Below are 24579 nucleotides of genomic sequence, written 5' to 3'. Positions count from 1 at the left end.
CCAGGATAAGCCCGCAGGACGCGGGCGCAAGGCTCGGTCGGCACACGGATGCGCCGTCTGAGCCGGTCCGACAGGCTGACGAACGCAGTGAGGGCACCACGCCACGCGTGGCGCGAGGACCCGCCAGTCGTGGCAGCCCCCCGTCAGCGCAGTCATCAGGTCACCAAGTCACCAAGAATGATCTCACCCCTCATTCACCGGCGACTGAATCCCAAACCGCTGCATCCGGCGATAAAGCGTCATACGACTGATCCCCATCTGCCGCGCCACCGCACTATGATTCCAGCGCGCCGCACGCAAATACTGCACCAGCAGCTGCGCTTCAGGCGGCAAAGCCGCATCGGCAAAAGCGGCCTGCGTCGGCGCTAATGGCACAACGGCAGAATGCGACAAAGATTCAATATCGATATCACCAGAAGATTGAGGCAACCCCGCCGCCACCTGTAATGATGCAGCAGCGGTTGTCAGCCCCTCCGGCAAATCCCCGGCCTCAATACGACCGCCGTCGCACACCGCCGCGGCATAATCCAGCGCATTATTCAGCTCGCGTAAATTGCCGGGCCAGCTATGCGAATGCAAACGCCGACGTGCAGCCGCACTCATCTCTACCCTTCCCGCCAGCAGCTTATCGATTAACCAGTCGAGATCGCTACGCTGGCGCAGCGGCGGCAGAGTGATTCGCGCCCCCTGTAAACGGTAAAACAGATCGGTACGGAAACGCCCCTCGGCCACCAGCCGATCCAGCGCGTGATGCGAAGCCGAAATCACCCGCACATCCACCGGCACCGGCCGGGTTGCACCCACTGGCAGCACCTCCTGCTCGGCCAGCACCCGCAGCAGGCGGGTCTGCATCTCCAGCGGCATATCACCGATTTCATCCAGGAACAGCGTACCGCCGTCGGCCTCCTGAATCAGACCGCGCCGCCCCTTGCTGCCCGCGCCGGAGAAACTGCCAGGCAGATGACCAAACAGTTCGCTTTCAATCAGCGTCGGCGGAATAGCCGCACAGTTCACCGCCACAAACGGCCGCTCGCGACGGTCGCTGGCCTGATGAAACGCGCGGGCGAAGTACTCTTTGCCGCTGCCGGTTTCCCCGTGGATCACCAGATGCAACGAAGCCTGTAGCAGCCGCGAGGCGCGCTGTAACTGCTGTTGCAGCACGGCATCACCGCCGTTGAGAGCCGCCAGCGGAGCGGGTATCGCATCCGGGTTGCTCGGGCGGCGCGGCGGGCAGCGGATGGGCTGCACGGCGGTGACAAACAGCTTTTCTCCGCTGCGCGCGCGTTCCAGCGTGCCCTGCCGCCCGTTGGCGCTGGCAAGCCAGTCCGGCAGGCTGTCAATCGAGGTGTTAAACAGCTGCTCAATTGGCATCCCCAGCAGGGCGCTTTTGCTGTGCGGCGGCGGTGCTTCAATCCCCAGCTCTTTTTCCAGCATGCGCTGGGCGCGATGGTTATGCCCTACCACGTTTCCACCAGCATCGAACGCAATCAGGAAATCCGGGCTGACCTCGACAAACGGCGACGCCGGGCTGAGCTTCAGCACCCAGTCGTTGCGGTGGCGATGTTCAAACCAGGCATTCTCGATCTGATGGGCGTAAAGCTTGGCGATTTGCAGTGCCAGCTGCTGGCTGGATTTAGGCTGCGGCGAACTGAGCGCCGAAATATCGAGGATTGCGTTCAGTTGCCCCTGCGGATCGAACAGCGGTACGGCGGTGCAGGTCAGCGGAATATGGGTGGCATCAAAATGGTCAGCCTGATGCACGGTCAGCGCCTTGCCGGTCGCCAGCGCGGTGCCGACGGCGCAGGTTCCGGCACAGGCTTCAGTCCACTGCGCACCGAGGAACAGGCCCGCCCGCCGCAGGCTGATCTCCGCATCGGCATCCCCCAGGTAATCGACGGTAACGCCGCGCGCGTCGGTCAGCAGCAGCACGTATCCCGCAGCGGCAATCTGCTTATACAGCACCGTCAGACCGTGGTGGGCAATATGGCGAAACTCTTCCATCTCCTGACGGTACTCCCGCAGCTCGTGCCACGGAAGAATACGGGCCTCCTGCATACGGCTGGGATCGAGCCCGTGATGTTCCACGCAGCGCTGCCAGGAGTCGCGGATCGCCCTGTCGTGCGGCCTGGCAGGCAACGACGTTGCGCTGTTGCTGATACTGGCCATCACCGTGGCAATATGTTCGCGCTGGCTCTGATTCACGGATGTTTCTCCTGTAGCGGCACAGACGGCCGGGGATAACCGCTGCTGAAGCGACCGATATCATACACTGAATTGCGACGGCGAGGCAGGCCCGGGGGCGGGCCAACCGTCACGGATAAGCAGTGATTTTTTATCAGATTAATGCCCGGGGAGAGTTTTTCACCGCATCAGGCGGCAATCTGTGATCGGCCGCAAAACGCGGCCGATTTATTTGCTCAAAAAGAGAGCTGATACGGGTTCTGTGCTGACTTCAGGGCTGCTGACCTGAGAGACATGCGTACTGGCGATCGTCGGTAAACAGCGTCCAGTTAACCTGACTTGCGCCGATAACGAAAATCGCCGTCGCCAGGGTGTTTTCTTCATCCGGATCGGCCGGGTCCAGCCGAAGAATCGGCAGGTCAGCGTGCTGGTTGTCATTGAGGATGGTCAGGGCCTGGGCCGGATTTAACGGCTGCTCTTCGCTTTCTGTCAGCCACTGCTGGAGGCGCTGCTGTCGGCTGGCGGAGCTGCCGGTGATGGTTTGCGCCACCGCTGACATTTCCGGGTGGATCAGATGGTTCGCATGGCCGTAGCGGCGAGAGTTAATCTGCACATGCTGCGCCGTGCCGGTGGCTTCTACGCTGACAATGCGCGCATCGCCGCACTGCGCCAGACTGTGATGGAACGCTCCACCGCGCGGCTGCGAAGTGAGGATTGCGACGGCTTCATCGATCGTGGCCGCATCCAGCGCCGCACGCGCCAGAATCTGCCGTGGCAACCCCAGCGGGCGTTCGGATGCGCGAATATTGTTTACCGTATTGACCAGCCCGCGCTCGTTAACCGCCACGGTGTGGCCGCAGATTGAGCCGGGATAGAAGAAGCTGGTAAACGCCAGCCCCTGCTGCGGCCGAACGGTGACGATACCGCAGTCTTCCCGCAGCTGCGGGAAACCGTCTTCGTTGTGCGCAATCAGCACTTCGCCCGCGTCGGTAAAACCGGTTACGGTGGTGCAGCCGTCGGAGGTTGACGGCAGCAGGTCGCCGCGACAGTTCCAGGCAAACACCTCATCTAAGGGTGCCTGCAAACCGTCCGCCAGGCCACGGAGTTCCTGCCACAGCAGAGGAAAATGCTGCTGCACCTGCTGCTGCATGGCCTGCACTCGATCGCTGTTTTTCAGCGCGCTGGTGTGGCTCCACAGCGCGGTGGCACGCACTTCGCGCAGGTAAGCATCCCTGCCCAGTTCACCAAGCTGATAGCCAATCTGATAGTTGTCGCCGCTAAGGGTAATATGTTTCATGCCGTTTTCTTTTATTGAGTGATGCATCAATCTACTGAATTCGGCTGAGCATACCAACCGCACTCGCAATAAAAAAGCCGCTGTCTGCAACACAGACAGCGGCCGAGGGTGCCGTACAGCGACCCTTATGCTTCAGGGCAGCGGCTTACCAGCGGTAATCAACCGAGGCGATAATCGTACGACCCACGCCGTAGAAGCAGGCATCTTCGCCGCTGCATGAGGAAACGTATTTCTTATCGCTGAGGTTCTGCACGTTCAGCTGCAGGGTAGTACCGCGCAGAGATGACGTTGCCTGACCGAGGTCATATTTCATCATTGCATCGTACAGCGTGTAGTGCGGAACATAGTATTCACCGGTCGCATCACCCGGCGCGGTGCCGATGTAGCGCACACCGGTGCCCACGGTGAAGCCATTCAGCACGCCCTGCTGGAAGCTGTAGGTGCCCCAGGCCGATGCAGCATGACGCGGGATCGCCGCCGGGCTGTGGCCGATTTCAGCGGCGGTTGGCGAGTCTTTAGTTTCCACATCGGTGTAGGAATACGCCGCAATCAGCGCAATTTCCGGGGTTGGCTGCGCGTGAACCTCCGCTTCCACACCCTGAGATTTCACTTTACCGATCTGATCGTAGAAGTAAGTGGTGCGGTTAAACGAGGCCACGTTCTTCTGGGTGATATCGAACCAGGAAAGCGTCAGTAAAGTATTGCTGTCCGGGATCTGATACTTCACGCCCACTTCGGTCTGTTTGCCGGTGGTTGGCTTCATCGCCGGGCTACCCGGTTCACCCTGATACAGCGTCGGTTCAAACGAGGTGCTGTAGCTGACGTACGGTGAAATACCGTTGTCGAAGGCGTACAGCAGGCCCGCACGCCCGGTGAACTGATTGTCGTTGTAGCTGACTTCAGACCCGCCGGAGGTGTTGTCGCGCGTATTGACCTGCGACCAGTCGTGGCGGCCGGAAAGCAGCAGGTTCCAGTCGTTCCACTCCAGCTGGTCCTGAACGTAAACGCCCACCTGGTTCAGGGTTTTCTGATCGCTGGAGACCAGCGACAGCTTGCTGGCATCAATATCGGTATGGCTCGGATTGGCCCAGTCGATCGGATAGTCGCTGTTGCGGTCGCGATACATCTTCGAATTGATATGGCTGTAGCGGTAGTCCAGCCCGCCCAGAACGGTATGTTTCACCGCACCGGTATCGAACACGCCTTTCAGCTGGTTATCCACACCGAATTCGTTGGTCAGCTGCGACTCGTGCTGCGCCATGCGGGTCAGGGTGTGGTCATTGGCCGGGGCAACGACGTTGTACACCAGATACTTGTAATCTTCATCGCGGTGAGTGAAGCGCAGGTTCTGGGTGAACGACACGGCATCGTTGAAGTTATGGTCGAGGTTATAGCCGATTGAGGCCTGTTCGCGCTTCGACTTATCGTAGTTCGATTCGCTGACGTTGAAGTCGTAAGGCACGTAACCAACGCTGGTGGAGTACAGCGTACCCGCGCGCGGCAGGAAGTTACGTGAACCGGCTTTCGGATCGTTCTGGTAGCTGGTTAACAGAGTGAAGCTGGTGTCTTCGTTTGGCAGCCAGGTCAGCGCCGGGGCAATGGCCACGCGCTCCTGCTTGTTGTCCTTCACGAATTCGTGTTTGGTGCTGCCGATGCCGTTCAGACGATAGAACAGCGTGTTGTCGTCGTTCAGCTTACCGCCGAAGTCAAACGCCGCTTCCGCCAGATGACGGTTACCAGTGCTCAGCTTAACTTCGCGGATCTCCTGCGCGGTCGGGCGCTTGCTGGTCATCACCACCACGCCGCCGGGGCTGACCTGGCCGTACAGCACGCCTGCCGGGCCGTGAACCATCTCCACGCGCTCCAGCAGCCACGGGTCAAGCTGACCCGCTCCTCCGTTCTGGCTGGAAAGCCCAAAGTGCAGACCGTCGAGCAGCTTCGGCGCGTAGCGGAAGCCACGGCTGATCACTTCATCATTACGGTTAGAGTTACCGCGATAATCGGTGACCACGCCGCTGGTGTAGGACAGTGCTTCAGCAACCGAGGCCGGTTCCTGCTGGTCCATCTGATCGCGGGTGACGACTGAGATTGACTGCGGAGTTTTGCGCAGTGGGGTATCGGTTTTGGTCCCGGCGGTGCTCTCTTTTGCCACCACGCCTTTTAATGGTGCCGTTACGCTCTCCTGAGCCTGGGCCGTCACGGTCAGCGTATTTTCCGTGGCGGTCGCGGAGTGGGCCATCGGCACCACCAGCAGGCTGGAGGCGAGTAAAAGACGCATTGTGTGTTTATCGGAACGTACTGCAAAGCCTGGTCTTGCTTGTTTTTTTACGGTACTGAACATATCTCTTCATCCATTCAGGAACTGCTTGCCAAAAAAACACCAGTCCGGCCGGGAACTTATCGTTAAAAAAAGTATCCTGGCCGCTATCACAGATCTCATCAGCCGTATTCGGCTGTGGTTCTTGTTATGGCGATGGCATGAAAACCCTTACTGCATATCGAGTTAGCGATTTCCATGCAAAAGCTGCGGTGCATATTATTGCAAATGGAAATAATTCTCAATGCCATTATCATTTGCAGCAATAATGGTCAAATCGCGCAGGAAACGATCAAAAATAAATCCGACAGTAAAAAAAATGCCACCCGAATGGGTGGCAAAGGGATGATTCAATAGTCCGCTGGCGAAGGCTCAGCAAGGCTGACCGTTCGCCGGATATTTCCCGGACATTTTGTGAAAATATGGCCGGAAACATTGACGAAAAGGTTTCCGGCAGAGCTGGCGGAGCGACTTTCCGGCGTGCTTTACCAGCGGTAGTTCACCGAGGCCACTACGGTACGGTCGGTGCCGTAGAAGCAGGCTTCGGTATTGCTGCACGAGGCAACATAGCGTTCGTCGGTCAGGTTCTGCACATTCAGCTGTACGGTGGTGCCTTCCAGCGAAGAGACGGCGTGGCCCAGCTCGTACTTCACCATCGCATCGTACAGGGTGTAGTGCGGTACTTCGTCGGTGCCGGTTGAGTCCGCAGGTGCATCACCCACGTAACGCACGCCCGCGCCAACGGTGAAACCGCTCAGCGGACCGTTCAGGAAGCTGTAGCTGCCCCAGGCCGATGCCGCGTGGCGCGGAATACTGGCAGGTGTATGGCCCAGCTGCGAAGCGGTATAGGTTTCTTTGGTCACCGCATCGGTGTAGGTATAGGCAGCGATCAGTTTCACTTCCGGGATCGGCTGCGCGTGAATTTCCGTTTCCACACCCTGCGAATTAACCTTACCGATCTGCTCGTTGTAGCCGGTGGTACTGTTATAGGAGGTGATGTTCTTCTGATTGATGTCGAACCAGGAAACGGTCATCACCGTATCGCTGCCGACCGGCTGGAACTTCAGCCCGACTTCCGTCTGTTCGCCGGTGGTTGGCTTAAACGGATCGGTGCCCGGCGCGCCGGTACTCAGGTTCGGTTCAAACGAGGTGCTGTAGCTGATATACGGCGACAGGCCGTTATCAAAGGCGTACAGCAGGCCCGCGCGGCCGGTCAGCTTACTGTCGTTCTGGGTGACGTCCGATCCGCTGATGCGGTTGATGGTGCGGGTCTGCGACCAGTCGTTACGGCCGGACAGCACCAGGTTCCAGTTATCCCACTCCAGCTGATCCTGCAGGTACAGCCCAACCTGGTGCAGCTGCTTAACGCTGCTGGTGGTCAGCGCAATATCGGCATTGTTCACCTCAACGCTGGTCGGGTTGGCCCAGTCGAGCTGGTACTTATCAGAGGTATGGCGCGACAGCGTGCTGGCCACGCGGCTCCAGCGGTAATCCAGGCCGCCGAGCACGGTATGGCTGACTTCGCCGGTATCGAACACGCCCTTCAGATGGTTATCCACGCCGAACTCATTGGTCATCGCCGTTTCCTGCTGCGGGCGGCGGTTGATGGTGTGGTCGTTCACGCTGGAACTGGTGGTGTAGACCATATATTTATAGTCTTCATCACGGTGGGTGTAGCGCAGGTTCTGCTGGAAGGAGAGCGCTTCGTTGAAGTTGTGATCCAGCTCGTAACCAATGGAGGCCTGCTCACGCTTGTTGCCGTAGTAGCTCTGGTCGTTGATGTTGAAATCATACGGCAGGTAGCCGACGCTGGTTTCTTTCAGCGTGCCCGCCATCGGCAGGAAGTTGCGCGACCCGGCTTTCGGATCGTTCTGGTAGCTGGTCAGCAGGGTGAAGCTGGTATCGGCATTCGGCAGCCAGGTGATCGCTGGCGCAATCGCCCAGCGCTGCTGTTTATTGTGCTTCACCGTTTCATTTTTGGTGCTGGCGATGCCGTTCAGGCGGTAGAACAGCGTGTTGTCATCGTTCAGCTTACCGCCGAAATCAAATGCCGCTTCGCCCAGGTGATGGTTACCGGTGCTGAGCTTCACTTCGTGAATGCTTTCCGCCGTCGGGCGCTTGCTGGTCATCATCAGCAGGCCGCCTGGGCTGACCTGGCCGTACAGCACGCCCGCCGGGCCGTGGACCATCTCAACGCGCTCTAACAGCCACGGGTCGATCTGCCCTGCTCCACCGCTGGAGCTGGAAAGGCCGGAGTGCAGCCCGTCCAGCAGCTTCGGCGCATAGCGGAAGCCGCGGCTGATCACTTCGTCGTTGCGGTTAGAGTTACCGCGATAGTTAGTCACCACGCCGCTGGTGTAGCTCAGCGCATCGGCCACCGACTCAAACGCCTGGTCGTCCATCTGCTCGCGGGTGACCACCGAAATCGATTGCGGAGTTTTGCTCAGAGGCGTACCGGTCTTGGTCCCGGCGGCGCTCTCTTTCGCCACCACGCCTTTCAGGGGGGATGTGACGCTTTCACGGCTCTCTGCGGTCACCGTAATGGTGTCCTCTGCGGCAGCATGGGCCAGCGGCAGCATTAACAGAGAAGAAGCCAGTAAAAAACGCATGGAAGGTTTTTCAGAGTGTATTGCCAGGCCTGGTCCTGCCTGTTTTATAATCTTTTTAAACATGTTCAGTTCTCTCGTCCGGAACAACTTTTCAGGGGAATCCCCATAAAGCCGCGGCTGTCAGCAAAATTGATAAGCGCGACGAAGAAAGAAAGCCCGTTTGCCACTGCGACTGACGGTACTTTTCCACACTCCTTCCAGGAGAAAACCGTTATCTCTACGTAACTTACCGTCATCCCCTGGAAAGTTGGGCGGCATCTTATTGCAAATGCAAATTGTTCTCAATAATATTTGCATTAGCGTTGTTTAATCTAAGCGTACTTAGAAAGATTAATTTTAAGTAACATAATGTAACCAAAGGAAAACATCCGTGACGAAAAAGATGTGGCCACGCCCCTCACGCCAGCCGTACGGAAGTGCAGCAGCATTGCTAGCAATGGAAAACGTTGGCGAAGAGGCCTGGTGGCAGGAGCTGGCGCATATCGGCACGCCGCTGGTGGAAGAGTATTCCGCTGAGCGGGTCAAAATGAGCTACTTCTGGCGCGATCCCGCCGGTGATGAATCGCAGTCTCCGGTGCGTCAGGTATATGCCGATATTAATTGCGTCACCGACCACCACAGCCCGCAGCCGCAGAGCCTGCATCGCGTGCCGGGCACCGATGTCTGGCACTGGTCAACCGAGATCGATCCGCAGTGGCGCGGCAGCTACAGCCTGATCCCGGTGGGCGCTGCGCAGCTGCCTCCCGCGTTCAGTAGCGATGCGGAAACCCGCGCCCGCCAGCAGCGCGAGTGGTGGATATCGCTGTTCCCGTTTGCCATTTCCGATCCGCTGAACCACAGCGCGCCGCACTTTAACAGCCGCCATCATCCCCTCTCCGCCGCCCATATGCCGGGCGCGCCGGATCAGTCTTCATGGCATCTGCTGGACTCCGGCCATACGCCGCTGGCGGACGCCGGTCGCCTGCAACAGTTCACCTGGCAAAGCGATCTGCTGGGCAATGAACGCCGCATCTGGCTTTACACCACCGGGCAGACCGCCACGCCGGAAACCCGCCCGCTGGTGATCGTCCTCGACGGCCAGAACTGGGCGGAAGGCAGCCCGCTGTTCAGCGCGCTGGACAGCGAAACCGAGAGCAATCATTTCCCGGCGGCGGCCTGGCTGTTTATTGACGTCATTAATATGGAATGGCGCGAGAAAGAGCTGCCGTGCAACCCCGCCTTCTGGCAGGCAGTAGAAGAAGAACTGCTGCCGCTGGCGCGCGGCCGCACGCCGTTCAGCGAAGAGGCCGACCGCACCGTGGTCACCGGCCAGAGCTACGGCGGGCTGGCGGCGACCTATGCCGGGCTGCACCGCCCGCACCGCTTTGGCCGCGTGCTCAGCCAGTCCGGCTCGTTCTGGTGGCCGAATATGCAGCTGATCCGCAGCTTTGGCGAGCTGAAGCAGCGTGAAATGGGCTGGCTGACCGCGCAGCTGATTCAGCGCGATCTTCCCGCCAGTCGACTGACCATCTTTATGGAAGCCGGCAACCGCGAAGGCGATATGGCGCCGCTCAGCGAACAGATGCACGAAGCGCTGGTCGCCGCCGGGCACCGCACCTTCTTCCGCATCTTCTCCGGCGGCCACGATTCGCTGTGCTGGCGCGGCGGGCTGATTGACGGCCTGCGCTGGCTGCTGGCCGATTTCGCCGATCCTCAACACCCTGCCGAAACAGGAACCCACCATGACTGAACAACAGAACCCGTTTGACGATGAAAGCCTGAGTTTTCTGGTGCTGCTGAATGCACAGCAGCAGTACAGCCTGTGGCCCGCCTTTGCCGACGTGCCGCCCGGCTGGCAGACCGTGGCCGGGCCGGACAGCCGCGCCGACTGCATCAGCTACATCGAAGCGCACTGGCAGGATATGCGCCCGGCGGCGCTGAAACAGGCAGGCTGATCGAGCCTGCACGCCGCGTTCCACCCTTTTTTTGTTTTGCTGACAGGAATCGTCACCGTGTCCGAGACTCATATTGCCCCCGAAGTACTGGCAGACTTTGCCGATTATCCGCTGGTCGCCGCGCAGCCGGGGATCTGGATTGCTGACCAGATCGCCCACCGCAGCAACACCTTCACCGTCGCGCACTACAGTGAACTGCACGGCGATATCGATCGCCACGCGCTGGATCGCGCCATCCGCCAGACGATGGCGGAGGCCGATACCGTGCAGGCCCGTTTTGGCCTGGCGGCGGACGGCACGCCGGTGCAAACCCTGCCGCTGCGCAGTACCGCGCAGCAGGTACAGCCGGTTGAGTGGATTGACTTCAGCCAGCACGCCGACCCGCGCCAGGCGGCGCAGGCGCTGATGCAGGACGATCTGGCCGCTGACCTCGCTGCCGACGGCGAGCGTCCGCTGTACCGGCAGGTGATGATGCGTATCGGAGACGGCGGCTGGCTGTGGTATCAGCGCTATCACCATCTGCTGGTGGACGGGTTCAGCTTTGAGGCGCTGACGCGGCGCGTTGCCGAGATTTACCGCGCGCTGCGGGCGCAGGAAACGCCTGCGGCTTCGCCGTTTATTCCCTTCGGTGAGGTGGTAACCGAATACCTCGACTATCCGCACTCTCCGGCATATGAGCGCTCGGCGCTGTTCTGGCAGCAGCACTGCGCCGATTTCCCGGCGGCGATAACCCTGTCAAACGAGTCGTTCAGCGGTGCCGACGCTTCCGGCCCGCTCAAACAGCCGGTCACCCTGCCCGCCGACCTGTTTACCGCCTTCAGTCAGCAACCGCAGACCGCCAGCCTGACGCCCGCCGAACTGACCAGCGCACTGCTGGTCAGCTGGCTGGCGCGCATCAGCGGGGAATATCACCTCAGCGTTGGCTTCCCGTTTATGCGCCGCATGGGCTCTGCCGCCCTTGCCACCACCGGACCGGTGGTCAACGTACTGCCGCTGCTGCTTAAACTCCAGCCAGAGATGACGCTGGCGGATGTCAGCCTCGCCCTGCAGGGGGAAATTAAGCAGGTTCGCCGCCACCAGCGCTATGAAGCCGAGCAGCTGCGCCGCGATCTGGGCCTGGTGGGCAGCAGCAAGCCGCTGTACGGTCCGGTGATCAACCTGAAGGTGTATCACGATTCGCTGAGCTTCGACGGCATTGCGGCGGTCAGCCATACGCTGGCGATGGGGCCGGTGGACGACATCGAATTTGAAGTCGGCTTCCAGCAGGGCGAACTCCAGCTGACGCTGGTCGCCAGCGCGGAGAAATATGACCGCCAGATGCTGCAATGGCATGGCGAGCGTATCGCCCACGTTGCCCGCCAGCTGGCTGAAAACCCCGCGTTGCCGCTGGCCGCGCTGTCGCTTATCGGTGAGCGCGAGCAGCAGCAGATTGACGGCTGGTCACGCGGCATCCGCGTTGCGCCGCAGCCCGGCGAGGTATCGATCCTCGCGATGCTGCAAAAACGCGTGGCGCAGCAGCCCGATGCGGTTGCCGTCACCTGCGGCGCGGTCAGCCTGACCTACGGTGAACTCTCCGCCCGCGCCATGCAGCTGGCGCGTGAGCTGATTGCCCGTGGTCTGGGGGCGGAAGACGTGGTGGCGATCGGCATTCCTCGCTCCGTTGACTCGCTGGTGGCGATCTTCGGCGTGCTGGCCAGCGGCGCGGCTTATATGCCGCTGGACCTCGACTACCCGCGCGACCGCCTGACGCTGATGTGCGACGACGCGCAGCCGAAGCTGCTGTTAACCCACACCGGCACCCTGGCGCAGATGCCGCCGCTGCCCCACCTCTGCATCGACGATATCGATCTGCTGGCGGCCTGCGCGGCGCAACCGGGCGAGGCGGTGCGCAACGACGAGCGCCGTGAAGCCCAGCGCGGCGAGCATCTGGCCTATATGATTTACACCTCCGGCTCCACCGGGCGGCCAAAAGGCGTGATGAGCACCCATCAGGGGCTGCTCAACCTGTTCCTGTCACACCAGAGCAACCTGTTTGGCCCGGCGATCGACAAGTTCCACCGCACGCAGCCGCGCCGCATGCGCGCCGGACACACCGCTTCGTTCTCGTTTGACTCCTCGTGGGAGCCGGTTTTCTGCATGATCATGGGCTGCGAGCTGGCGATCTTCGACGAAGAGCTACGCCGCGATGCCTGGGCGCTGCTGGAAAAAATGAAGCAGGTGCCGGTGGATCTGCTGGATATCACCCCGTCCTTCTTCAGCCAGATGATCGACAGCGGGCTGTTTGAGCCGGAAAGCCATCGCCCGGCGTTTGTGATGATCGGCGGTGAAGCGGCTACCCCAACGCTGTGGAAGCTGATGCAGCAACACCCGGAAGTCGAGATCCACAACTACTACGGCCCATCCGAATACACCATTGATACGCTGGGTGCCAGCGTGATGGCCTCCGGCCAGCCGGTGATTGGCCGCCCGGTAGGCAATACCCGCGTCTGGCTACTGGATAACCAGCTGCACCAGGTACCGGTCGGCAGCGTGGGCGAGCTGTACATTTCCGGCACCGGCATCGCCCGTGGCTACCTGCGCCGCCCGGACCTGACCGCCGCTCGCTTCGTGGCTAACCCGTTCCTCGACGGCGAGGTGATGTACCGCAGCGGCGATCTGATGCGCTGGCGCAGCGACGGGCAGCTGGCGTTTATTGGCCGCGTCGATCACCAGATCAAGGTGCGCGGCTTCCGCGTGGAGCTGGGCGAAGTGGAAAACGCGCTGGTGGCGCTGGCCGAAGTCAGCACCGCCGTGGTGATCGCCCAGCCTATCGGGGCCACCCATCGCCTGATCGGCTACTGCTCGGTACAGGACGACAGTCTGCGCGCCGATGAAAATCTCTCCGCGCACCTGCTGGCACAGCTGGCGGTAACGCTGCCGGACTATATGGTCCCGGCGGTGCTGGTGGTGATGGCCGACCTGCCGCTCAACGTTAACGGGAAGATCGACCGCCAGGCGCTGCCTGCCCCGCAGCAGGCGGTGTTTAAGCCGGGTCGTGAGCCGCAGACCGAACAGGAAACGTTGATCTGCCAGGCCGTGGCTGAACTGTTGGGGATGGAGCGCACCGGGGCCGATGATGATTTCTTCTCGCTCGGCGGCGACAGTATTTCCGCGATGGGGCTGAGCACCGCCGCGCGCCGCGCCGGATATTTGCTGCGCCCGCGCGATATCTTCACCCAGCGCACCGCCGCCCGCATGGCGCACAGCATGGAGCCGCTGTCGACCGTGGTGAAAGCGCAGCGCGTGGCGCAGCAGGGTGTGATTGACGGCCTGCCGATCCTGCACTCCTTTGCCGCGCACGGCGGCATCAATCAGCGCTTTGCCCACGGCGTGTGGCTACAGGTGCCTGCGGAGCTTCAGCCGCAGCAGCTGGAGCAGGCGCTGCGTGCGCTGGCAGGGGCGCATCCCGCGCTCGCTGCCTTTACCCGCGACGAAAAGCTGGTGGTCGGTGAACCGCAGCCTGCCGGTTTCAGCGGCTGGGTGCAGACCGCGCCGATCTATCAGGCAGTGGAAGCCTGCGCGGAAGACGCCTATACCGATGCCGTTCAGCGCCTCGATCTGGCCAGCGGCGTGATGATGCAGGCCGTGCTGCTACAGCAGCATCAGCAGACCTTCGGGCTGGTGCTGGTGATCCACCATCTGGTGGTCGATGGCGTGTCGTGGCGCGTACTGCTCGACGAGCTGCGCCAGGCCGCTGAGGCGGTAATGGCCGGTCAGCAACCGCAGCTGATAGCGGAAGAGACCTCGCTGCACGACTGGTCCGCCGTCCTGAAGAGCACCACCCCGGCACGCGCCGCCGAACTGCCGTTCTGGCAGAGCATGCTGCAATCGCCGGTGCCGCTGCTCGGCCAGCGCGCGCTGACCGGCCGCGATCGCCACGGCGAGCTGAAGGAGAAACGCACCCTGCTCAGCGCCAGCCAGACGCGTGCCTTGCTGACCACGCTGCCGCAGCAGTATCGCGCCAGCACCGAAGAGATGCTGCTCTCCGCGCTGTCGCTGGCGCTGATTGGCTGCTTTGAGGCCAGCGAACTGCGCTACACCCTGGAATCGCACGGCCGCGCGGAGCTGGAGGGCGACAGCGATCTGGCCCGCACCGTCGGCTGGCTGACCGCCGAATATCCGCTGCTGATCTCGCTGAACGAGGGCGACACCGGTAACCTGCGCGATGCCGTCCGCTCGGTGAAAAGCGTGATGCGTGCGGTGAAGGATCGCGGTATCGGCTTCGGGCAGCTGTGCTGGCTGAGCGACGATCATGGCCCGCAGCTGCGTGAACTGGCGCAGCGGCACGCTCCGGAAGTGCTGTTTAACTATCTTGGCCGCTTCAGCAGCGGCAGCGCGCTGTGGACCCCGCAGCGCACCCGCCAGCGCTTCCGCGATGCCTTTGCCGTCTGGCAGGACCCGCAGATGCCGCAGCTGCACGCGCTGGAGGTCAATATCTTCGTTGATGAGCAGTCTGCCGAACCGCAGCTGGCGATCAACTGGGGCTGGCTGCGCGAGGTCTTCAGCGAGCAGGATATCGACGCCCTGCACCGCGCCATCGCCGATGCCGCCGACGCGCTGGGCCGCTTCGCCAGCCGCTATCCGCAGCAGGCGGCGGATACGCTGGTGGCGGCCGAAGTGGCGCTGGACGGCGTAGAGCAGCCGGATGTGCTGGCGCTGGCAAAACGCCACGGCCCGCTGGCGGCAATCCTGCCGCTGCTGCCGCTGCAAAAAGGGCTGCTGTTCCACGCCCAGACCGCCGGTGACAGCGGCAGCTACAACTCGCTGACTCGCCTGAACTTCAGCGGCCCTCTGGATGAAGACCGTCTGCGCGCGGCGCTGAACGCCGTGGTGCGCCATCATCCTCAGCTGGCGGCACGCTTCGACAGCGAGCTGGCCCTTCAGCCGCTACAGCTGATCCCGGTGATTGAACCGCAGCAGAGCTGCTGGCAGCTGGACAGCCATCAGTTGCCGGAGATGACGCCGGAAGAGGAAGACGCTGCGCTGCTGGCGCTGGAGAAAATCGAGCTGGCGCGCGATCTGTTCAGCCAGCCCGCCATGCTGCACGCGGTGCTGGTGCGCCACGGCGATACGCCGCGATCCACCCTGCTGCTGAACGCGCATCACCTGGTGGTGGACGGCTGGTCCACGCCGGTGATTCTGACCGATCTGCTGACCGCGCTGTATAACGGGCCGCAGGCGCTGACGCCGCACCGGGCCAGCTATGTCGACATCGTCCGGCAGCTGGCCGCGCGGGATGCCGCCGCATCGCGCCAGATCTGGCAGTCGGTTTTACAGGACGTACGCCCCACCCTGCTGTTCGGCGCTGACGCCCCTGCGGGCGAGGTACACGAGCGACGGCTGCTGCTGAAGCCCGAACTGGAGCAGGGCCTGCTGGCGCTGTGCCGTCAGCGCGGCCTGACGCTGAACAGCGTGATGCAGGGGATATGGGGCATGCTGCTGGCTATTGAAAGCGGGCATCAGGACGTGGTGTTTGGCTCCCCGGTTTCCGGCCGTTTTGGTCAGATTGAAGGCCAGCAGCAGCACGTCGGCCTGTTCAGCAACACCCTGCCGGTACGCATGCGATTTGACGCACAGCGCCCGCTGCTGGCCCAGCTGGCCGAACATCAGGCGCAGCAGATCCAGCTGATTGAGCACGACGATCTCGGTCTGGGCGAACTACAGCAGCTGGCGGGCAGCGGAACGCTGTTCGATACCCTGCTGGTGGTGGAAAACTACCCGGATAACGGCGATCTGCACCGCCCGCATGAGGGGCTGCGCTGTGAGGCAATTGGCAACCGGGGCTACACCCACTATCCGCTGACGCTGCTGGTGCTGCCGGGCGAACGCTTACAGCTGCTGATGGAGTATCGCGATGCGGTCAGCCATCCGCAGCGCCTGGCCGATTGCCTGCTGATGCTGATTGAACAGCTGGTGGCCGAACCGGATCGCCCGCTGGCACGCTGGGCACTGCAAACGCCGGATGAACAGGCGCTGATAGCGAAGATCAACGCTACCGCGCATCCGATCGCCGCCGATACCCTCCAGCAGGCCATTGCGCGCCAGGTTACCCGCACGCCGGACGCGCTGGCGCTGCTGGACGTTGAGCATCGTCTGACCTATCGCCAGATGAATGTGCAGGCACGACTGCTGGCGGATCGCCTGATTGCCGCTGGCGTTAAGCCGGGGGATGTGGTCGCCGTGGCGCTGCCGCGCTCGGTGCGCCTGAGCCTGGCGTTGACCGCGATTGTGCAGGTCGGCGCGGCCTGGCTGCCGCTGGATACCGGCTACCCGGACGATCGCCTGAGCTATATGGTAGAAGATGCCCGTCCGGCGTTAACCATCACCGAAAGCACGCTGGCATCCCGCTTCGCCGCACTGGGCACGCTGCTGACCTTCGACCGGCTGGCCGACGAGGCCGAACCGCAGCATTCGCTGCCTGCGGCCCGCGCGGACAGCCCGGCCTACGTGCTGTATACCTCCGGCTCTACCGGGCGGCCGAAAGGCGTGGTGGTCGGGCATCAGGCGATCGTTAACCGCCTGTGGTGGATGCAGGATGCTTACCCGCTGGCGGCGGATGACGTGGTGCTACAGAAAACGCCGTGCAGCTTTGACGTGTCGGTGTGGGAGTTCTTCTGGCCGCTGATGACCGGGGCGCAGCTGCTGATGGCACCGCCTGATGCGCATCGCGACCCGGACGCGCTGACCCGCTTAATCAACGATTACGGCGTCACCACCCTGCACTTCGTGCCGTCGATGCTGGCCGCTTGGACCGCCACGCTGGAAAGCGGTACGGATGCCCCGCACTGCCGCACGCTGCGCCGGGTATTTTGCAGCGGCGAGGCGCTCTCCTGCGATCTGGCGAACGACTATCAGTCACGGGTTACCGCACCGCTGCACAATCTGTACGGCCCGACCGAAGCCGCCGTCGATGTCAGCTGGTATCCGGCTTCCGGCGATGCGCTGGCCGCCTGTCAGGGGGCCGGGGTGCCGATCGGCTATCCGGTATGGAACACCGAGCTGCGCATTCTCGATGCCCTGCTGCGGCCGGTGCCGGTGGGCGTGGCGGGCGATCTCTACCTGAGCGGCGTACAGCTGGCCGACGGCTACCTGCACCGCGCCGACCTCACCGCCCAGCGCTTTGTCGCCGATCCGTTTGCCGCAGGTGAACGTATGTACCGCACCGGCGATATCGCCCGCTGGCTGGATAACGGCGCGGTGGAATACCTTGGCCGCAGCGACGATCAGCTGAAGATCCGCGGCCAGCGCATCGAGCTGGGTGAAATCGAACAGGCACTGCTGGCCCTCCCGGGCGTGGCGCAGGCGGTGGTTGCCGCCCGCGAGCTTGGCGGCCAGAGCACCGGCGGTGCCGATGCGCGGCAGCTGGTAGCCTGGCTGATTGCCGAGCCCGGCGCGCAGCCGGACAGCGAGCGACTGCATCAGCAGCTGGCGGAACGACTGCCCGCCCATATGCTGCCGGTCAGCTATGTGTTTACCGATAACTTCCCGCTCAGCGCCAACGGCAAGCTGGACCGTAAGGCCCTGCCGCTGCCGCAGGCCCCGCGATCCGGTGGACGGCGGCCGGAAACGGAGCACGAGCGACTGCTCGCGGATCTGTTCGCCCGTCTGCTGGATCGCGATGAAATTCATGCCGATGATGACTTCTTCGCGCTCGGCGGCCACTCGCTGCTTGCAATGCGCCTGGCGGCAGAGCTGAAACGCCGCACCCGCAGCCCGCTGTCGATCGGTCAGATTATGGCCGCCCGCAGCGTGGAGAAAATGGCGCGCCTGCTGGACGACGGCAGCGCGGACGGTGCGGAAAGCCGCGCCAACGGTGAATGCCTGCCGTTCCGCAGCGGCAGCGGCCCCGCGCTGTTCTGCATCCACCCCGCTTCCGGCTTCGCCTGGCAGTATGCGGGGATGATGCGCTACATCGACGGTGACTTCCCGATTGTCGGCCTGCAGTCGCCGCGCCCGGACGGGGTGATTGCCAACTGCGACAGCATCGATGAAATGTGCGATCGCCATCTTGCGACGATCCGCAGCGTGCAGCCGCAGGGGCCGTACCATCTGCTCGGCTACTCGCTGGGCGGCACCCTCGCCCACGGCATGGCGGCGCGCCTGCAACAGCAGGGCGAAGAGGTCGCGTTCCTCGGCCTGCTGGATACCTACCCGCCGGAAGGCCAGGACTGGACGCCGCCGTCGGAAGAGGAAACCCGAGCGGAAGTGGCGCGGGAGGAGGCTGAGTTTATGGCCGCCAACATCGACGACAGCGACCCGCTGCTACAGGCGGAGAAAGCGGCGATGTTCCGCAGCATCGTGGCGAACTACCGCGATGCGGTGCTAAGACTGTCCGCGGCCACCAGCGATCGGTTCGACGGCGAAGCCACGCTGTTCGTCGCCAGCAAAACGCTGCCGGAAGGCATGGACGTAGCGGCCTGCTGGGCACCGTACCTGCGCGAGCTGGCGATCCACCGCCTGCCCTGCGAGCATATGGATATCCTGTCGCCGGAGTCGCTGGTAGAACTTGGCCCGCTGCTGAATACGGTGATTGCTGCGCGTAGGAATGTGGGGTGAAGGCTGGTTTGAGGCTGAATGAGGTTGGTGGGTTGATGAGGTTTTATTGAATCTCATTGAAGTTATTTAAACCTGAAAAATCCACGCAACCGCGTGGATTTTTTTATTTGTGAGAACAGATTACCTATGTTCAGCCAGGTAGGTTATGTATGCATCAACTCAACGATTCCGGGGAACTGTGGTTCCATTTTGCGAAAGGTTACGCAGTTATCTTATCCTAATTCCCAGACGCTTAAATGATGTTGTATGTTGCCGAAAGAACGACTCAATCATCATTTTCCTACAATCCATTTTCAGAAATTTTGCAGAAAGGTGAGAGCTGAGCCGTAAATCAATACACAACGCACGCAATCATGTTGTAAATAATGTGTATGGTGTGTATTTTTAGAAAATCAGTGAGCGAGTGGAACGCCTTGAAGAGTTCGGAACTGATAAAACTGTTAAAAGATCATGGATGGTCACGGGTAAGGATCACTGGCAGTCATCACACCTTTAAACATCCAGATTCAGCTAACTTAGTCACTGTCCCCCATCCTAATAAAGACCTGAAAATCGGCACCGTCCGACAGGTACTGAAAAAAGCGGGGATTGAATGACTTGGTTTAAAATTTCAAACGATAAATGGGAACAGAAAATGCTATACCCGGCATTTATAGAAATTGATACTGACGGTACGGCAAGCGGGTGGTTTCCCGATGTTGACGGCTGTATTTTCGCCGGCAAAGATATCGATGAAGCCTATGCGGATGCAGCAAGCGCAATTCGAGCGCACTTCGAAGCGCTGGTAGAAAATGAGTTGAAAATCCCCGCTCCTAAACCGATGCAAGAGCATATTATCGCTAACGCAGCCGAATATACCGGCGGTCAGTGGGCGGTGATTAATGTCAACATGGATCAGTTCGATGGCCGTGCGGAGCGAATTAACATTACTCTGCCCCATCGTTTACTGCATCAGATCGATCGCGCGGTGATGAACACACCGGAGTACGGCAGCCGCAGTGCGTTTATTGCAGCGGCTACACGCAATGAGCTCCGCAGGGTCAGCTAACCCTCCCCCCACAGATAAAAAGCAATCCGATCTCCCCGGCACCCGCCGGGGATTACCGTTCTTAACTGCGCAGTCGCATCTACTCCCCAGCCACCTGCGCCTGATGGTATCGCCCGCAGGGAACAATCATCGGCGTATGCGACACCGGATCGTCGATAATCACGCTCTCCATGCCGAACACCTGCTGCACCAGATCGCTGCTGATAATCTCGGCGGGCTCGCCCTGGGCGATAATCTCCCCCTGCTTCATCACGATCAGATGATCGGCGTAGCGGCAGGCCTGGTTCAGATCGTGCAGCACCGCAACCATGGTGTGGCCGTGCTCCTGATTGAGCTGGCGGAACAGATCCAGCAGCTCAATCTGATGAGCGATATCCAGCCAGGTGGTTGGTTCGTCCAGCAGTAATAGCGGCGTTTGCTGGGCCAGCACCATCGCCACCCACACCCGCTGGCGCTGACCGCCGGAAAGCTCATCAACGCTGCGCTGCGCCAGCTCGCTGACGTTGGTCGCCTGCATGGCGGCATCCACCGCCTGGCGGTCCGCTTCGCTCCACTGTTTTAGCAGCGTCTGGTGCGGATAGCGCCCGCGCGCCACCAGATCGGCCACGCTGATCCCTTCCGGCACAATCGCATGCTGCGGCAGCAGACCCAGCTGCCGCGCCAGGGGTTTGGTGCCCATCTGGTGGATATCACTGCCGTCGAGCAGCACCTGACCGCTGCGCGGCTTCAGCAGGCGGCACAGCGCCCGCAGCAGCGTCGACTTTCCGCAAGCGTTGGGGCCGATAATTACCGTAAATTTGCGATCCGGTATCTGCACGCTGAGCTGGCTGGCAATCACCTTCTGATCGTAGGCCAGCGTTAAGTCGGCCGCCGCAAGGCGGGAGGATAAAAGCGTATCGGTCATGAGCGACGAGATTCCCTGATAAGTAGCCAGATCAGATACAGGCCGCCGATGCTGACGGTAACAGCACCGACCGGCAGTTGTATCCCGTTGAAGGCGTGCTGGGCGATAACATCGGCCAGCAGCAGCAGCACCGCACCGGTGGTCGCGGCGGAAAACAGCGGCATCGCGCTGGCGGCCGTCATGCGGCGGGCAATCTGCGGTGCAGCCAGTGCGATAAAAGCAATCGGCCCGGCGGTCGCGGTGGCGACGGCGGTAAGAATAATGCCGCCGAGCATCAGCCACAGACGGCTTGATTCGGCGTTGATGCCCAGCGCGCGGGCGCTGTCATCGCCCATTTCCATCAGCTGCAGGCGGCGGCCCAGCAGCAGCGTGGCGATAATCGTCAGCGGCACCAACACCAGCGCGGGCTGGCCTTTGCTCCAGGTAATGCCGTTGAGCGAACCGGCTCCCCACAGGGCGGCGCTCATTGCGCTTTCCAGCGAGGCGCTGATAATCAGCCAGCTGTTCAGCGCCGACAGCACCGCGCCAATGCCGATACCGACGATAATCAGCCGAAAGCCGACAATCCCCTGCCGCCAGGCCAGCAGATAGACCAGCGCAGCGGCGGCGATACCTCCGAGCAGCGCGCCACCGGCAATCTGGTAGTAGCTGCCGTTAAGCAGAATGATAACAATCAGCGCACCGGTGAACGCACCGGCGTTAAAGCCGACCACGTCCGGGCTGCCGAGCGGGTTGCGGATGGCGGACTGGAAGATGGCACCGCTGACGCCCAGCCCGGCACCGAGCACCAGCGCCATCACCACGCGCGGCGCGCGCCACTGGTTAACCACGGTCTGAAATCCGGCCGGACCGTCGCCGAGCAGCGCCTGCCACACCTGGCCGGGGGAAATCCGCAGCGTGCCGTAGCAGAGCGCAAACAGCGCCAGCACCGTCGCCAGCAACAGCAGCGCCACATTGACCCACAGTACGCGGGCGCTGAGCCGCAGGTTTATCCAGCCGCTGGCGCGGCCAATCAGTAGCGTTCGGGAGTGCATATCGCGGTCCTTAATTATTACGCTGGCGAACGAGCCAGATCAGCACCGGCGCGCCAATCAGCGCGGTAACGATCGATACCCGCAGCTCGCCCTGCACCATCAGTCTGCCCGCAATATCCGCCGTCAGCAGCAGGATCGGAGCCATTAGAAAAGAGTAAATCAGTATCCAGCGCTGGTCCGATCCTACCCACCAGCGGGCGACGTGCGGCACCATCAGCCCGACAAAGCCGATCGGGCCGACCAGCGCGGTGGCCGATCCGCAAAGCAGCATCACCGCCAGCAGCGCCAGCAGGCGAATGGCGACCACTTTAGTGCCCAGCGCCGCCGCCAGATCTTCCCCCATACTGAGGTTGTTCAGCGAACGCGATGCCACCAGCGCCAGCGCGGCACCGCCGAGAATGGCGGGCGCGACCACCGCCAGGTTATGCAGATCGCGGATGTCCAGCGTGCCGGCCTGCCAGAAGCGCATCTGATCGAAGGTTTGCGGGTTCAGCAAGGAAAGCGAGGAAGTAAAGCCACCGAGCACCGCGCTGAGCGCCACGCCCGCCAGCGTCAGGCGGATCGGATTCACCCGGCCACCGCTCAGGGTGCCAATCAGCCAGACGGCAATACTGGCCGCCAGCGCGCCGCCCCAGGCAAAGCCCAGCCAGCCCGCCATGCTGTTCACCCCGAACAGGGTAATGCCGACGGCCATGGCAAAGCTGGCACCGGAGTTCACGCCGAGGATGCCGGGGTCGGCCAGCGGGTTGCGGGTCAGCGCCTGAATCACCGCGCCAGCTCCGCCGAGCGCCAGCCCGACCAGCAGCCCGGCAAGTGTACGCGGCAGCCGGGCGTTAAAGATAATCGTGCTGTCCGGCCCCTGCATCTGGCCAAACAGGCTCTGCCAGACCACCGAGGGGGCGATCGATCGTGCGCCAATCATCAGGCTGGCAAGGGAAACCAGCAGCAGTAGCGCCAGGCAGATTGCCACACCGCTCAGGCGGGCAGCATAGCGCGCATCCACCGGCTGCGGCGGCGTGGCGGGCTGAGAACGGTGGAGCGACATCCCTGACAATCCTCTCTTAATTTTAGAAATGAATATGATTATTATTATCATTAATGTTATTAACTAATTATGTTACCATGCTGCCCGCCAGAAAAAAATCGGCATCCATCGCGCCTGACCGGACGGAGGCCATCCGCCCATCAGGTAATGGCTCATTTCGAACCTCATGGACACTATGGCTAAGTCATCTATTCTCCTCGATTTCAGTTTGCTCAAGCACAACGCTCACTTCCGCGCCATTTTCTGCGCCCGTATGCTCTCCGTTTTCTCGCTGGGTATGCTGGCGGTGGGCGTACCGATTCAGATCCAGGCAATGACCGGTTCCACCCTGCTGGTGGGCGTGGCGGTGGCGCTGGACGGCGTGGGCATGTTTATTGGCTTAATGCTCGGCGGCATTCTGGCCGACCGGCTGGACCGCCGTAAGCTGATTCTGTTTGCACGCGGCACCTGCGGGCTGGGCTTCGTGGCGCTGAGCCTGAATGCCTTCAGCCCGGCCCCCTCGCTGTGGGCGCTGTATGTGCTGGCGGCGTGGGACGGCTTTTTCGGCGCGCTGGGCATGACCGCTCTGATGGCAGTGATCCCGCTGCTGGTGGGCCGCGAGAACCTCGGCGCGGCCGGGGCGTTAAGCATGATCACCGTACGTCTGGGGGCGATTCTCTCCCCGGCGATTGGCGGGGTGATTATCGTCGCCGGTGGCGTGGGCTGGGCGTTTGCCGTGGCGGCCATCGGCACGCTGGCGACGCTGATCCCGCTGGTTCGCCTGCCGCAGATGAAGCCGGAACCGAGCGAGCCCGAGCATCCCCTGCGCGCGCTGGTCAGCGGCGTGCAGTTTGTCTGTCGGCAGAAGGTCGTGGGTTCCGTGGTGCTGCTGGGCCTGCTGATCAGCATCGTCGGTGCGGTGCGGGTGCTGTTCCCTGCGCTGGCGGAGAGCTACCAGGCGGATGCCTCGGCGATTGGTTTGATGTATTCGGCGGTGCCGCTGGGCGCGATGATCGGCGCACTGACCAGCGGCTGGGTGCCGCGCAGCGCGCGCCCCGGGGTGGTGATGCTAGTGAGTGCCACCTGCGCTTTCGCCGCGATTGCCTCGCTGGGGCTGTACGGTCATATGCTGCCTGCCCTGCTGGCGCTGGTGGTTTACGGTTACTGCAATGCGATTGCTTCGCTGCTGCAATATATGTTGATTCAGCATCATACGCCGGACGCGCTGCTGGGCCGGGTTAACAGTCTGGGGACGGCGCAGGACGTGTGCGGAGACTCGATCGGTGCGCTGGGTCTGGGCGTGCTGGGCCGGGTGCTGGCACCGTTGATGAGCGTGTTTGCGTTTGGCGCAACGGCGGCGGGCGTGGCGCTGTTGCTGGCGGCGTCGGTGAAAACTCTGCGGCGCTGTTCGTTGAGCGAGCCGGATGAAGCGGAATCCTGCGAGAAGTCGGAGCCAATAGCGGGGTGATGTGGTGGCAAAAGTCCGGCGTTGCTTTTACGGCGCGGGAAGTCGGTGACCGGGCGACCGTAATGGGGAATAACGCCGGGTCGCCGTTAACACATCCCTGTGGGCTTAGCTGCGGCCTATATGGACGCACCCGGTTGAACAAGATGTTTTCAGTAAGACGTAAAATCG

The 24579-nt window shown here is 61.8% G+C and carries 13 protein-coding genes; 6 read left to right on the top strand and 7 right to left on the bottom strand.

What is annotated here, in order from left to right:
* Positions 1-183: 183 nt before the first annotated feature.
* The 4 genes from IBT47_RS25995 to IBT47_RS25980 form a co-directional block, all read right to left on the bottom strand.
* Positions 184-2202, bottom strand: a complete 2019-nt coding sequence (locus tag IBT47_RS25995) for a sigma-54-dependent Fis family transcriptional regulator (protein WP_200564051.1) — start codon at positions 2200-2202, stop codon at positions 184-186.
* A 250-nt stretch (positions 2203-2452) separates the two neighbouring features.
* Entirely contained in the window at positions 2453-3478 is a 1026-nt protein-coding gene (locus tag IBT47_RS25990) for a C45 family peptidase (RefSeq protein ID WP_200564049.1), read from the bottom strand.
* A gap of 145 nt (positions 3479-3623) precedes the next feature.
* On the bottom strand, positions 3624-5819 hold the full coding sequence (locus tag IBT47_RS25985) for a TonB-dependent siderophore receptor (protein WP_200564047.1): 2196 nt from the start codon (positions 5817-5819) through the stop codon (positions 3624-3626).
* Between the two features lie 461 nt (positions 5820-6280).
* Positions 6281-8404: a TonB-dependent siderophore receptor gene (locus IBT47_RS25980; RefSeq protein ID WP_234472118.1), complete on the bottom strand. Its 2124-nt coding sequence runs from the start codon at positions 8402-8404 to the stop codon at positions 6281-6283.
* 370 nt (positions 8405-8774) lie between these two features.
* Here IBT47_RS25980 and fes point away from each other — a divergent pair, with 370 nt between their 5' ends.
* From fes to IBT47_RS25955, 5 genes are all read left to right on the top strand, one after another.
* The gene (gene fes, locus IBT47_RS25975) at positions 8775-10133 is read left to right on the top strand and encodes an enterochelin esterase (protein WP_370569957.1); all 1359 of its coding nucleotides are present in this window, start codon (positions 8775-8777) and stop codon (positions 10131-10133) included.
* On the top strand, positions 10126-10338 hold the full coding sequence (locus tag IBT47_RS25970; protein WP_105591534.1) for an MbtH family protein: 213 nt from the start codon (positions 10126-10128) through the stop codon (positions 10336-10338). The genes fes and IBT47_RS25970 overlap by 8 nt, the downstream gene beginning before the upstream one ends.
* A 57-nt stretch (positions 10339-10395) precedes the next feature.
* Entirely contained in the window at positions 10396-18933 is an 8538-nt protein-coding gene (locus tag IBT47_RS25965) for a non-ribosomal peptide synthetase (RefSeq protein WP_200564043.1), read from the top strand.
* Positions 18934-19298: 365 nt separating this feature from the next.
* Positions 19299-19529 carry a type II toxin-antitoxin system HicA family toxin gene (locus IBT47_RS25960; RefSeq protein ID WP_370569539.1) on the top strand — a complete coding sequence of 77 codons (231 nt, stop codon included), beginning with the start codon at positions 19299-19301 and terminating at the stop codon, positions 19527-19529.
* A gap of 38 nt (positions 19530-19567) precedes the next feature.
* The gene (locus tag IBT47_RS25955; RefSeq protein ID WP_200548026.1) at positions 19568-19981 is read left to right on the top strand and encodes a type II toxin-antitoxin system HicB family antitoxin; all 414 of its coding nucleotides are present in this window, start codon (positions 19568-19570) and stop codon (positions 19979-19981) included.
* A gap of 79 nt (positions 19982-20060) precedes the next feature.
* Here the strand turns inward: IBT47_RS25955 and IBT47_RS25950 are convergent, their stop codons facing one another.
* The 3 genes from IBT47_RS25950 to fepD are packed head-to-tail and all read right to left on the bottom strand — an operon-like array spanning position 20061 to position 22964.
* Positions 20061-20885 carry an ABC transporter ATP-binding protein gene (locus IBT47_RS25950; protein WP_200564041.1) on the bottom strand — a complete coding sequence of 275 codons (825 nt, stop codon included), beginning with the start codon at positions 20883-20885 and terminating at the stop codon, positions 20061-20063.
* Positions 20882-21919: an iron-enterobactin ABC transporter permease gene (gene fepG / locus IBT47_RS25945; RefSeq protein WP_200564039.1), complete on the bottom strand. Its 1038-nt coding sequence runs from the start codon at positions 21917-21919 to the stop codon at positions 20882-20884. The genes IBT47_RS25950 and fepG overlap by 4 nt, the downstream gene beginning before the upstream one ends.
* A gap of 10 nt (positions 21920-21929) precedes the next feature.
* A complete protein-coding gene (gene fepD / locus IBT47_RS25940; protein ID WP_200564037.1) occupies positions 21930-22964 on the bottom strand; it encodes a Fe(3+)-siderophore ABC transporter permease in 1035 nt (344 codons plus the stop codon).
* 175 nt (positions 22965-23139) lie between these two features.
* Between fepD and entS the strand changes: the two genes are divergently transcribed.
* Positions 23140-24411 (top strand): enterobactin transporter EntS, encoded by a 1272-nt coding sequence (gene entS / locus IBT47_RS25935; RefSeq protein WP_200564035.1) that lies wholly within the window; start codon positions 23140-23142, stop codon positions 24409-24411.
* Positions 24412-24579 lie beyond the last annotated feature (168 nt).

Origin of the sequence: Erwinia sp. S43 (assembly GCF_016624745.1) — a bacterium.
Classification (GTDB): Bacteria; Pseudomonadota; Gammaproteobacteria; order Enterobacterales; family Enterobacteriaceae; genus Erwinia; species Erwinia coffeiphila.
This window is presented reverse-complemented; position numbering and strand designations above follow the sequence as displayed.

Coding starts and splice junctions, on each gene's coding strand:
- IBT47_RS25985 (WP_200564047.1), bottom strand. CDS start 5,819: ATGTTCAGTACCGTAAAAAAACAAGCAAGACCAGGCTTTGCAGTACGT.
- IBT47_RS25980 (WP_234472118.1), bottom strand. CDS start 8,404: ATGCGTTTTTTACTGGCTTCTTCTCTGTTAATGCTGCCGCTGGCCCAT.
- IBT47_RS25990 (WP_200564049.1), bottom strand. CDS start 3,478: ATGAAACATATTACCCTTAGCGGCGACAACTATCAGATTGGCTATCAG.
- IBT47_RS25970 (WP_105591534.1), top strand. CDS start 10,126: ATGACTGAACAACAGAACCCGTTTGACGATGAAAGCCTGAGTTTTCTG.
- IBT47_RS25960 (WP_370569539.1), top strand. CDS start 19,299: ATGTGTATGGTGTGTATTTTTAGAAAATCAGTGAGCGAGTGGAACGCC.
- IBT47_RS25950 (WP_200564041.1), bottom strand. CDS start 20,885: ATGACCGATACGCTTTTATCCTCCCGCCTTGCGGCGGCCGACTTAACG.
- fepD (WP_200564037.1), bottom strand. CDS start 22,964: ATGTCGCTCCACCGTTCTCAGCCCGCCACGCCGCCGCAGCCGGTGGAT.
- IBT47_RS25955 (WP_200548026.1), top strand. CDS start 19,568: ATGCTATACCCGGCATTTATAGAAATTGATACTGACGGTACGGCAAGC.
- entS (WP_200564035.1), top strand. CDS start 23,140: ATGGCTAAGTCATCTATTCTCCTCGATTTCAGTTTGCTCAAGCACAAC.
- fepG (WP_200564039.1), bottom strand. CDS start 21,919: ATGCACTCCCGAACGCTACTGATTGGCCGCGCCAGCGGCTGGATAAAC.